The 11,918-nt window shown below is 53.1% G+C and carries 11 protein-coding genes; 9 read left to right on the forward strand and 2 right to left on the reverse strand.

What is annotated here, in order from left to right:
- Positions 1–170: 170 nt before the first annotated feature.
- The 7 genes from BLQ82_RS26390 (at position 171) to BLQ82_RS26415 (ending at position 7,010) form a co-directional block, all read left to right on the forward strand.
- On the forward strand, positions 171–824 hold the full coding sequence (locus tag BLQ82_RS26390; RefSeq protein ID WP_062524398.1) for a M48 family metallopeptidase: 654 nt from the start codon (positions 171–173) through the stop codon (positions 822–824).
- A 477-nt stretch (positions 825–1,301) separates the two neighbouring features.
- Positions 1,302–3,230 carry an asparagine synthase-related protein gene (locus BLQ82_RS26395; RefSeq protein ID WP_062524399.1) on the forward strand — a complete coding sequence of 643 codons (1,929 nt, stop codon included), beginning with the start codon at positions 1,302–1,304 and terminating at the stop codon, positions 3,228–3,230.
- 29 nt (positions 3,231–3,259) lie between these two features.
- Positions 3,260–3,385: a paeninodin family lasso peptide gene (locus tag BLQ82_RS31635; protein WP_020426161.1), complete on the forward strand. Its 126-nt coding sequence runs from the start codon at positions 3,260–3,262 to the stop codon at positions 3,383–3,385.
- A gap of 113 nt (positions 3,386–3,498) precedes the next feature.
- Positions 3,499–4,440: a hypothetical protein gene (locus BLQ82_RS26400; protein ID WP_062524402.1), complete on the forward strand. Its 942-nt coding sequence runs from the start codon at positions 3,499–3,501 to the stop codon at positions 4,438–4,440.
- The gene (locus tag BLQ82_RS26405; RefSeq protein ID WP_062524404.1) at positions 4,437–4,742 is read left to right on the forward strand and encodes a lasso peptide biosynthesis PqqD family chaperone; all 306 of its coding nucleotides are present in this window, start codon (positions 4,437–4,439) and stop codon (positions 4,740–4,742) included. The genes BLQ82_RS26400 and BLQ82_RS26405 overlap by 4 nt, the downstream gene beginning before the upstream one ends.
- Complete coding sequence (locus BLQ82_RS26410) at positions 4,739–5,197, forward strand: lasso peptide biosynthesis B2 protein (protein WP_062524406.1); 459 nt, start codon at positions 4,739–4,741, stop codon at positions 5,195–5,197. The genes BLQ82_RS26405 and BLQ82_RS26410 overlap by 4 nt, the downstream gene beginning before the upstream one ends.
- 13 nt (positions 5,198–5,210) lie before the next feature.
- Positions 5,211–7,010 (forward strand): ABC transporter ATP-binding protein, encoded by a 1,800-nt coding sequence (locus tag BLQ82_RS26415; protein ID WP_062524408.1) that lies wholly within the window; start codon positions 5,211–5,213, stop codon positions 7,008–7,010.
- A gap of 246 nt (positions 7,011–7,256) precedes the next feature.
- Here BLQ82_RS26415 and BLQ82_RS32430 read toward each other — a convergent pair whose 3' ends face one another.
- Both BLQ82_RS32430 and BLQ82_RS26425 read right to left on the reverse strand, forming a co-directional pair.
- Positions 7,257–7,526 (reverse strand): hypothetical protein, encoded by a 270-nt coding sequence (locus BLQ82_RS32430; RefSeq protein ID WP_062524410.1) that lies wholly within the window; start codon positions 7,524–7,526, stop codon positions 7,257–7,259.
- Between the two features lie 631 nt (positions 7,527–8,157).
- A complete protein-coding gene (locus tag BLQ82_RS26425; protein ID WP_074648663.1) occupies positions 8,158–9,342 on the reverse strand; it encodes a nucleotidyltransferase domain-containing protein in 1,185 nt (394 codons plus the stop codon).
- A gap of 261 nt (positions 9,343–9,603) precedes the next feature.
- Between BLQ82_RS26425 and BLQ82_RS32860 the strand changes: the two genes are divergently transcribed.
- Together BLQ82_RS32860 and BLQ82_RS26435 are read left to right on the forward strand one after the other, a co-directional pair.
- Positions 9,604–10,476 carry a DUF1186 domain-containing protein gene (locus BLQ82_RS32860; RefSeq protein WP_062524418.1) on the forward strand — a complete coding sequence of 291 codons (873 nt, stop codon included), beginning with the start codon at positions 9,604–9,606 and terminating at the stop codon, positions 10,474–10,476.
- 191 nt (positions 10,477–10,667) lie between these two features.
- Positions 10,668–11,918: an MFS transporter gene (locus BLQ82_RS26435; protein ID WP_062524421.1), complete on the forward strand. Its 1,251-nt coding sequence runs from the start codon at positions 10,668–10,670 to the stop codon at positions 11,916–11,918.

Below are 11,918 nucleotides of genomic sequence, written 5' to 3' on the forward strand. Positions count from 1 at the left end.
ATATAAATATCGTATATAAAAGGGGATGTTCCAGAAGCCGCTCTCCGGCTGCGGGAACATCCCCTTTTGGTCACTTGGGAGTTTCAGATGATGATCTCTCTACCCCGGTGAATATACTTATAATTCATGCTAAGCTAAAAGAAATCAATCCTACAGAAACGAGGGTGGCTATGCAGATTCAACTTGGGGATCAGACCCTGCAGCTTCATGTTCAATATGGCAAACGGAAAAAGATCTCCCTGCAGATCGATATGGTGGGGCTTATTATAGTTAAGGCGCCTACAGGCGCAAGTGAAGAAATGATTCGCAGTGCAGTAGAGCGGCATGGTGAATGGATTCTGGAGAGTCTGCGCAGGAATGCGGCGGCCCGGCAGCTCCCGGCTCCTAAGGAGTACCAGGGGGAAGATAAATTCCTATCCCTGGGGAAGGAGTATCTGCTGCATGAATTGATTAACACCAATGAGCAGGACGTGGAGAAGCTGAAGCTTGAGCTGAAAAAGTTTTATTTTGCCAGCCTGAAAAAGATTGTGGCCGAGCGGATCACCCGTTATCAAACGATGCTGAAGGTGAAGCCCAAATCCATTGAAATCGTTGAATCCCGGACCAAATGGGGAAGCTGCAGCGCGGATAAAAAGCTGACCTTCAACTACCGGCTGGCCATGGCGCCGCCCGAGGTTATCGATTATGTAATCATTCATGAATTGTGCCATCTGCTGCATATGAATCATGACCGGTCCTTTTGGCGCCGTCTCGGAAGTGTGATGCCTGACTACAAGGAGAAGGAAGCTTTTCTCGCGAAGCAGGGGCAGTTTATGACGCTTTAAGCGATGGATGTAACCGGGTGTTTAACGTGATCAGGGAATATATTATCACCGCCCGTATGTAAGCCGCTGTTATGCGGGGTGCTTGTGACAGCAATCCCTTCGTAATCCGGAGTATAGTGGAAAGTACTTTTTCAGTATTTCAGCTTGCCAGCTTAGTTAGAATCTCTTCAAGGCGGATCTCTCTGTGGCTAATGATATCAAAATGCTCCGGATGATCTGGTTCCATGGTCTCAATTCCTGGAAAGGGTTTTCAATTCAATAGGTTATAGTCTTTCTGCCTATGTTCATAACAAATATAAAATATATTGTCAATACGCTAAAGGATACCAAAAAGTAGTCGGTGGTGTTATTCACAATTAATGGGCAGGGCGTTATCTTATATATAAAGAAACGTTCTTAATTAAGAACCAGTAAAAAAGCTCTAATCGGTGCTTTCCAGAAGCCCGAAGTAGGCTTTTGACCAGGTGGGGGCTTGCCATGAGCGCGATTGCGGGAATCTATCATTTACAGCATCAACCTCTGGACCCTAAGATGGGACCCGATCTTATGCAACAGCTCAGCCGCTATCCGGCCGATGAGCTCAGGACGTGGCAGAGCACAGATGTATTCCTGGGCTGCCTGTCGCAGTGGATCACGCCTCAATCCCTCGGGGAGACGCTTCCTTACTATGATTCCCTGCGGAAGCTGGCCATTACGGCCGACGCCATTATTGATAACCGTGAAGAGTTGTTCGAGCGGCTTCAGGTGCCGCGCGGGGACAGAGTCTCTATGCCGGACAGTCTGCTTATTCTGCTGGCTTATGAGAAATGGGGCGAGCAGGCACCAGTTCATCTTGTTGGTGACTTTGCCTTTATGATCTGGGATGAACGGAAGCGGGCGCTGTTCGGGGCCAGAGATTTCTCCGGGAACCGGACGTTGTACTTCCTCCGGTCCGGTGGGCTGTTATCTTTCTGTACCGTCATTCATCCGCTCCTGTCGATGCCGGGGGCAGACCGGACACTGAATGAAGGGTGGGCCTCCGAGTTCCTGGCGATCCATACGCGGACCGATGTTTCGGACCAGTATTCCACCGTCTATCAATCCATCGAACAACTGCCGCCGTCCCATTCTATTTCCGTAAAGGACGGGAATATCTTGTTCTCCCGGTACTGCACACTGCAGGCTCCACCCGAGCTGCGGCTGCGGTCAGATCAGGAGTATGAGGAAGCCTTTCGTGAGGTGTTCGGGCAAGCCGTCCGGGACAGGCTCCGGACGCATCGCGCGGTTGGTGCCAATCTAAGCGGAGGCCTCGATTCCGGATCGGTAGTCAGCTTCGCCGCCAGAGAGCTTCGCCGTCAGGGCCAGCCGCTGCATACCTTCAGTTCCTATCCGGTGGATAACTTTGTCGATTTCAACATCGGCAAACGTGTCGCCGATGAGCGTCCCTATATCCAGGAAACCATCGATTATGTCGGGAATATCCGGCCTAACTTTCTGAACTTTCCCGATCTGAGTCCGTACAGTGAAATTGATGAGTGGCTGGATATTATGGAGATGCCTTATAAATTTATCGAGAATTCCTATTGGCTCAAAGGGATCTTTGAGCAGGCGCAGATGAAGAACATCGGCGTGCTGCTCAGCGGACAGAGAGGCAACTGGACCATTTCCTGGGGTCCTGCACTGGATTATCAGGCCAAGCTGATTCGTGAATTCCGCTGGATCTCCTTTTACCGGGAAAACCGGAAGTACAATGAGTCAATGGGTGCAAACCGCAGAAAAGTATTTCAAATTGTCGGCAAAAAAGCCTTCCCGTCGCTGACTGGACTGCTGCCGGCTAAGCACGAAGCTCCGCCTGATCTGATTCACCCTGATTTTGCAAGGCGTACAGAAGTGGACGAACGGCTTAAGACGCTGGGGATTAACAGTGGCTCTTCCCAGACTATCTATGATATCCGGCGCAAGCATTTTGAACAGCCGCATGTCTGGAATGTGAATGGGACGATAGCGACGAAGCTGTCATTGAAATACCGGGTGTGGGATCGTGATCCCACGAATGACCTGCGTGTTATCCGCTTCTGCCTGTCCGTGCCCGAAAGCCAGTATGTGCAAAACGGGGTGGACCGCTCGCTGATCCGCAGAGCGATGAAGGGCCTGCTGCCGGACGAAGTACGTCTGAACCGGAAACGGCGCGGCGTTCAGGGGGCGGACGGGATTTACCGGATGCTTCCGAAGTGGGACACTTTTCTTCAGGAGCTTAGAGAGATGATCCAAGACCCCCGCACCTCTGCTTACCTCAATAATACCGGGCTCGCCGGATGTTTGAACCGGCTGGGTAGTGAGCCCGCACCAAATATGATTTTCAACTCGGATTTTCGCCTTCTGACACGTGGACTTGTGTTTTACCGTTTTCTGAAGCGTCTGTCCTGATGAGGGAATGCTTGAAAGGGGGTGAAAATATGAAAAAGGAATACAGCAAGCCTGCTTTGGAAGTACTCGATGTGAAAATGACTATGGCTGGACCTGGTGTTGCTATCGTCGACGCGTTCCAAGATGATCCGGATGAAGTACAACACTACTCCTAGGATGGTTTTGTTCGCCTGGCCCTCGTCTCCCTAAGCTTGCTGAGGGGGACCAGGGCTATCCTTTTACAGCAGTCCCCCGAACCCGGGCAAATCGAAGATATGGAGTGAATCGCATGGCGAGTACCGTTCAAGGTTTGGCTTACAAAGCATTTGGTCTGCACATCCACAGCGAATTCCCTTTGCCGGAACTTCCGCTTACCGGTGAGCCTGGGCTTATTGGCAGTGTATCGGTGATTCAGGGAGATCTGAAAGAACGCTGGGAAGCTATGCCGAAGATCACGCCGAGTCTTGGGGTATCCGGGCATGAGGTCATGTTCGAGTCTAAGGATACAGCCATCTTTGCTATTCAGGGCGGCAATACGATTACAGTATCACCGGCTCCCGGTGCAGATCCGGATTGTATCCGTCTCTTCATTCTGGGAAGCTGCATGGGTATCCTGCTGATGCAGAAACAGATACTTCCGCTTCATGGCAGCGCGCTTGTTATTGATGGCAAAGCCTATGCACTGGTTGGGCGTTCAGGGGCAGGCAAATCAACGCTCGCCTCGTATTTGATGGATCAGGGAAGTCCGCTGATCAGTGACGACGTTATTCCCGTTATGGTGCACAATGGCTATCCATTTGCCGTTCCAGGTTATCCGCAGCAGAAGCTGTGGCAGCAGAGCCTGGACTATTTGGGAATGAATTCGTCCCTCTACCGTCCGCTGTTTGAGCGGGAAACCAAGTTTGCCGTACCGGTGCATGACCGCTTTCACGGCGAACCTGTGCAGCTTGCAGGGTTGTTCGAATTATCTGCCGCCCCGGAGGCTCCGGTCAGCCTGCAGCCGATTCAAGGCATGGAGCGGTTTCACACGTTGTACCATCATACCTATCAAAGAGCGATTGTGGACCGGATCGGGATCCGCGAGTGGCATTTCGGCATGTTGGCTTCTTTCGTGGGGCGGCTGCCCATGTACCGGCTGACCCGGCCTGAGCAGGGCTTCAGCGCTCCGCAGCAAACATCGCTTATTCTTGAAGTATTGCAGCAGCAACAAGTGAAGGAGATGAACTCATGAATATGAATACGGCGGATGTCTTGTCCCTTGAATCCCTGCTGGTACAGCGTGAGGGGAATATTGCCAGCGATATGGACGGCGAAAAGGTTATGCTGAATGTAAAGAATGGTAAGTACTACAACCTGGGTGAGGTTGGCGGAGAAATCTGGACGGCGCTGGCGTCGCCTGTAACCGCTGGCCGGGTGGTGGAGATCATCCGGGAGACTTTTGAGGTTCCGGAAGAGACTGCCCGCCAGGATGTGTTTGCTTTTTTGCAGAGCCTGCTGGATGAGGATCTTGTGAGTGTTGTAAGCCAGCCATGATTACCTTACGGCGCATACGCCTGCTGCTGACGGTAGATAAAGCCGCCTTGGCGCTCATTCCCGAGGCGCTTTGGAGGCTTTTTCTCGTTCGGATCCAACTGTTGTTCCCGTTTGCCAGAACAGCTCCGCAGCTTGGCATACAGGCGCAGGAAACGCCTATGACATCCAAAGAGGGCGATGTTGCCCGCATTCGGCATATTACCAAGGCGATCCGGGTCATGAGCCGCTTTACGCCCTGGAAAAGCACTTGCATGGTCAGAGCGGTAGCGGGACTCAAAATGCTCGAAAAACGCGGGATTGAGAGTACTTTGTACATGGGGGTTGCCAAGGACAAGCAGGGCCGGATGATTGCCCATGCCTGGCTGCGCAGCGGGTCTTATTATGTCTCGGGCGATGATGCCATGAAGGGGTTTGTAGTGGTGGAGAAATTCGCCAAAGTGTTACATGCCGATTGATCGAGGTGGGTCCATGCAAGCGATAATGTATTACATCCGGCAGCTTCAGCGCTTGTCCGGAGTCAAATTATATCTGAATCTGCTCGGTATGGTGATCAGCGGCCTGCTGGAGAGCTCTGCCGTGCTGCTGCTGGTGCCCATGCTGGGCATGGCTGGGATTCAGCTTGGCGGGAACGCAGCAGGCATCGATCTCCCTATGTTCGATTTCATATCGGAGCTGCCGCAGACCTCTGCGCTTGCGCTGGTGCTTGGCGCGTATGTGTTCATCGTGCTTTGCCAGAATCTGATTTCCCGTTTTGTCGCCATTCGGAACGTGGACATTCAGCAGAGCTACAGCCGGCAGCTGCGATATGAGGTGTACGGCGCATTGCTGCGGGCCGAGTGGTCTTTTTTTCTGAAAAAGCGTACTTCGGACCTCATCAATATAATGACGACTGAGCTCGCGAGGGTGCTTGCGGGAATCAGCAGCTTTTTGCAGTTCCTGACTTCGCTGCTGTTCACGCTGGTACAGATCGGCTTCGCGTTCTGGCTGTCTCCCCAAATGACTATTGCCGTCCTGATCTGCGCCGTTCTGTTGTCCGTATTCTCCCGGCGCTTCATCCGCAAGGCGAAGAGGCTGGGCAGCCGTAGTTCCGAGCTGGGCAAGCAGTATCTGGCCGGAATTACGGATCAATTGAACGGCATCAAGGATATCAAAAGCAACAATCTGGAGGGCTCCCGGCTGAGCTGGATGCATGAATTCACAGATGAGGTCAAAAAAGAGCAGCTGGATTATACGCGGCTGCGCACGAATTCCCAACTGCTGTACAAAATGTCATCCACGCTGCTGATTGCGATGTTCATCTTCGTGTCGTTCCGCTTCCTGCATGTGGAGGGACCTTATCTGCTCCTGGTGATTCTGGTGTTCGCCCGCCTGTGGCCAACCTTTTCCTCACTTCAGACCTTGCTGGAGCAGCTTGCTTCCGTGCTGCCTTCCTTCAAGATACTGCAGCAGCTGCAGGAGGAATGCCTGCAGGCTGCGGAGCATGGCGCACACGGTGAATCCGGTGCTGCGGCTGCTCCAATGACATTGAAGCATAGTCTCGAAGCGCGTGATGTGAATTTCCGCTACAATCCGCAGGAGGAGAATTATTCACTGCGCGGTGTGGACGTGGTGATCCCGGCGAACCGCATGACCGCCATTGTGGGACGTTCGGGTGCCGGAAAAAGCACTCTTGTGGACTTGCTCATGGGACTGATGCAACCGGAATCGGGTGAGATTCTGGCAGACGGGGAGCCGGTTACGGGGGAGAGGCTTTTGCCTTACCGGCGTTCCATCGGGTATGTAGCGCAGGACCCTTTTCTGTACAACGCTACGATCCGTGACAATCTGACGATGATCAAGCCGGATGCGAGCGAGGCCGAGCTGTGGGAGGCGCTGGAGTTCGCCTCGTCGGCTGACTTCGTCCGCAAGCTGCCGCAAGGACTCGATACGCTGCTTGGCGACCGCGGCGTCCGTCTCTCCGGGGGAGAACGGCAGCGCCTTGTGCTGGCGCGGGCGATTATCCGCAAGCCGTCCATCCTGGTGCTGGACGAAGCGACAAGTGCGCTGGATACCGAGAACGAGAAGCGGATTCAGGAGGCGCTGGAGCGCCTGAAAGCAACAGTTACGGTCATCGTCATTGCGCACCGCCTGTCGACCATCCGGGGCGCTGACCAGATCCTGGTCATCGACCAGGGCCGGGTCATCCAGCAGGGAGTATATAGTGGCCTGGCCTCCGAAAAAGGCGGCATGTTCAGCCGCCTGCTCAGCAGCCAGGAAGAGGCGATGTAGCCTATTGCGCTCCGGAGTTGGGTGAAGTTAGGTGGTGCTAGTTAGAAGTCTTGTGGGCGCTATGTAAGTTAGGTATAGTTCGAAGTGCTGTGAGTGCTAATTGAGCTAGGCATAGTGCGGGGTATTGGAAGGGTAAGGTATGTTACCAATATTAGAAGGGCCGGCTTAGCTGGTCCTTGACTGCATTTTGTGCAATAGATTCCGCTACAAAGGAGCAGAAACTGCATTCTATTGCACTTTGTGCAATCAAATGAGGGCAAATGTCCTCAAAAAGGCAAAAGTAAAGGATTCTGCTGCACGAAGTGCAGCAGAATCCTTTTTTGTGCGCAGAAAGCTGAAATCTGCTGCACATTCTGCAATAGATGCGGCAGGGGCGTCCGCCTGGCTGACTCCTCCCCAATCCGCAGGCCAACTGCGTCCTCCGCAATCGGTCCGCCTGGCGTCCTCCGCAATCGGCCCGCCTACCTGCGTCCTCCGCAATCCGCCCGCCTGCTGGGTCCTCCGCGATCTGCCCACTGGCTGCGTCCTCCGCAATCCGCCCGCTGGGTCCTCCGCGATCTGCCCACTGGCTGCGTCCTCCGCAATCCGTGCGATTGCCGATTTCTACACGCCAGTCGCCCGCCTTCCACTATAGTTGTATTTTCTACAGTTAGAATAAGCTGTATTGGCTTATTTCAAGATATAGTTGTAGTTTGTGCAATTAAAAGCGGTGAAATGAGGCCAGTTAGCCAGTATTAGCCTATATAAGTGTACAGAATGCAGTTACAGCCGCGTCGCCTCAATAAAGTGAAGTTTTAACTGTACAAAGTGCAGTTAACCGCTTATCAAGGGCATCGGCCGATTCAGCGGTGCAAGCCCTGCCCACCCGGCCTCGAGGCCACTAAGGCCAGGCAGTCCGGCCACCCGGCCTCGAAGTACTAAGGCCAGGCAGTCCGGCCACCCGGCCTCGAAGTACTAAGGCCAGGCAGTCCGGCCACCTGGCCTCGAAGTACTAAGGCCAGGCAGTCCCACCCACCTGGTCTCGGAGCCACTAAGGCCAGGCAGTCCGGCCACCCGGCCTCAAGGCCACTAAGGCCAGTCGCCTGCCCTCCTGAGCGCTCGGAGCTGCTAAGCCCAGGCAGCTCCAGCCTTCAACCCCTGAAGCCTCCTATTTCTCCTGGCCGCTCACTTTGCGCCAGGTCCACAAAAAGGGGCGCAAAGGGAAATAAAGCACATGCAGCGGCTTCGGCAGCGGCAGTGTCTTGGCATCTACCGCATAAGGATAGAGGAAGCCGGCTACATATAAGAACTGATGCCAGCGCGTCAGAATTGCCGGCTGATAATATTTGTAATGCCGCTCGGCCTCAGGCTCCAGGGGAGGATTATGGAGATTGATCATGCGCGCCACATAGAAAAGCGCCAGCTGGGCAATCCGCCGGGCCTTAGGCCGCTTCGTGAAGCCCTCCAGGGCGGGCTCAACCGGTGCTGCCAGCAGATCGGCAGCCAGCAGCAGCGTCTGGCCGCCAACATCGGCGTAATTATACTGCTGTATGAGTCGGACCAGTTTGCCGGGGTCGGGCTTTTGCAGCAGCAGCTGACGGATATCCAGCAGCCATCTTAGCCTCGACCAGCCGTGGCGTGCGCCATGGGCCGCCAGAAACAGAAACAAGTCTTCGCTGCCCAAATAATGAACATTCTGCCCGAAGTGGCTGCTGGTCCGCGCACATTTCCACAGCTCGTCGAACTCCGGTTCCTTGGAAGGGCCGGGGCTTAGGCGCCAATGCACCTCCACCTTAATCCCTTTGTCCGGGTGATTGAACGTGGTGTGATGCTCCCGCCATTTCCAATCTCCCAGTATACTTTCGAAGTCTTCCTCCTTCACATAGCCAAGACGGACCAGCAGCGCTTCGGTTTCGGCCAGTTGTGCCATCGGCACCAGAAAGTCAAGGTCACGGGAGGTCCGCAGCGAAATATCGCCGTACAGCTCCTGGGCAAGCACCGGTCCTTTCAGGAACAGGGAACGTATTTGCAGCTTTGCAAGCTCTTCCCCGAGATAGCCCATTTCCCCGCTGAGCTGGAGCATCTGAACGGTGTTTTTGCGGTACTCCCATTTCAGGCGCTGGGTAACCGCGGACGGCACATGCTCTTCACGCATCCGGCTAAGCTTAGGATATATATAAGGAAATACACGATGATGCAGGGACAACCGTACCCATAGCTCCCAGTCGATATCCGTGAATATTTGCGGATTTCGTTCTGCCGTTTCATCGATGTCGTCAGTTTTGAGCACTTCAAGAAGAAGCCTCAGTTCCTTGGAAAAGCTTTTTTTATCCAGGGCATACCCGTCGGTCATAGGAAATCTCCTTACTTGGATTTGTACAGCTTCCTTCAAAAAATTGTTCGGTTTAAAGAACGCACTGTGAGCGTACCATCGAAACCCGAAATTTGTCAATTTCCCGGCTGATGCCAAATTTAACATTCTGAATCCCTGCGGAATTCCCCTAGAAAGTATATAACATTACAGATAGACTATTGACGCAGTCAGCGTGGTTGATAGACTAAGAAGAGTACTATAATACTGGAATTGGCAAATCTTTTCCCTGGAGGGATCAAGATGCAACATCTGATAGAATCTATCAAATACAACAAGGATCGCCGGTTTCCCCGCGAAGAGCTGGAGGAGATCATAAGCAGAAAAGATGAGGCCATTCCCCATTTGCTGGAGATCATGCGTGAACTTCAGGCACTTCCTCAGTTGGCGGAGGACCCGGCGCGCTTAGATTATATATACGCTGCTTATCTGCTTTCGCAGTTCCGTGTCACGGCATTATACCCTATTCTGGTTGAGCTGTTCTCGCTCCCGGAGGAATTATTAGACATGATCTTCGACGACATTCTGACGGATGCCGGAGGAAGAATGCTGGCATCCGTCTACGATGGCGACCTTTCTTTGTTAAAGAGGCTGATCGAAAATGGAGAAGCCAGTGAATATGCCCGGGGGCAAGGGCTTCGGGCGCTTACTATCCTTGTATATGAGGGCCAAATCTTAAGGGAGACGGCAATAGGCTATGTGAAAGAGCTGCTGACAAGTAAACGTGTGGATTCTGATTACTATTTTAATGCGGAAATTGTGTGCGCTGCAGTTGATTTGTATCCCGAAGAAGTATACGCAGATATTGAAAAGCTGTATGAAGATGAGGCACTTGACCCCTATGTCATCCTTCTGGATGAGGTGAAGGCCACCCTGCAAATGAGTCAAGCCGAAGCGATGCAGCGCAAAAGTGCCCAAGAGTCATATCAATACATTAATGATATCCATACCGAGATGGAAAACTGGGTGTGCTTCCAACCGGAAAGCTCAGGGAAAATAGAATTGCTAGGCGATCTGTTGAAACAAAAGTCAGTTAAGGTCGACCCAAAACCCGGACGCAACGACCCATGCCCTTGTGGAAGCGGCAAAAAGTATAAGAAATGCTGCGGAAAATAGGAAGGTGACATACGACTGCCCCTACATTGCTTGAAGAGTGATAAAGCCACGCTGATCTCCCGCTTCGTGCCCGAGCCTTGATGAACAGCACGATTACAGAAATGACAGCAGCTGGAATCTTTTTTCCAGAATGACCCAATCTATGCTAAGATAGCTGCAAAATATCCAGAGATAGGAGTGTTCCTCCGCCCATGCCTTCGAACTGGAAAAAGAACATTGTGCTCTTTCTGACCAGTCAGACCATTTCTTTATTTGGCTCTTCACTGGTTCAGTACGCGATCCTCTGGTATATCACCCTGAATACCCAGTCCGGCCTTATGATGACAATTTCGATTATTTGCGGGTTTGTGCCGACGTTTCTGCTGTCTCCGTTTGCCGGAGTATGGGCAGACCGGTACAGCCGCAAGCTGCTGATTGTCCTCTCCGACTCCTGCATCGCGGCTGCCACGCTGGTTCTGGCGCTGCTGTTCCTGATGGGCTATGACGAGATGTGGCTGCTGTTTGTGGTTTCTGCGGTGCGGGCCCTCGGAACCGCGGTGCAAACACCGGCTGTAGGTGCAATGCTGCCCCAGCTTGTGCCGGAGGAACACCTCACGAAGGTAAACGGAACCAATGGGAGTATTCAAGCCCTAATCATGCTGCTGTCCCCGATGCTGAGCGGCGCGCTTCTCACTGTGGCTTCCATTGAGGTGATCTTTTTCATCGACGTGATTACGGCGGCGCTGGCGGTGGCTGCGATGCTGCTCTTTGTGAAGGTGCCGCTGCATGCTAAGGCTGCCGCAGAACAGACCCTGAGCTACTTCAGCGATATGCGGCTGGGCTTCAGCTATATTAAGCAGCATAGCTATATCCGTACATTTTTTATCTTCATGGCCTTTTTCCTTGTGTTGGCTGCCCCGGTTGCTTTTCTGACCCCGCTGCAGGTCACACGGACCTTTGGTGATGATATTTGGCGGCTTACGGCGATCGAAATTGCGTTTTCCATCGGGATGATGCTTGGCGGTCTGATCCTGGCCGGATGGCAGGGATTCCGCAACAGAGTGTATACGATGACGATGGCTTCACTCGCGATGGGAGCATTCACGTTTGCGCTGGGCGTGATCCCCGGGTTCTGGATTTACCTGCTTTTCATGGGGCTGGTTGGTCTGGCGATGCCGTTCTTTAATACCCCGTCCACCGTGCTGCTGCAGGAAAAGGTGGAGCCGGATTATCTGGGCAGGGTATTCGGCGTGCTGGGGATGATCTCAAGCTCTATGATGCCGCTCGGGATGCTGATCTTCGGACCGCTGGCCGATGTGGTGAAAATTGAATGGATGCTAATGCTCACGGGGCTGCTCATGTTTATTCAAGGCTTTTTCCTGCTGGGCAGCAAGGTGCTGGTGAAGGCGGGTGAACCTGTGCCGGCTGAAGCGGACGTGGAGCAAGGAAATGCAGGGAGGTAA

The sequence above is a fragment of the Paenibacillus jilunlii genome (assembly GCF_900102965.1).
Taxonomy (GTDB): domain Bacteria; phylum Bacillota; class Bacilli; order Paenibacillales; family Paenibacillaceae; genus Paenibacillus_AQ; species Paenibacillus_AQ jilunlii.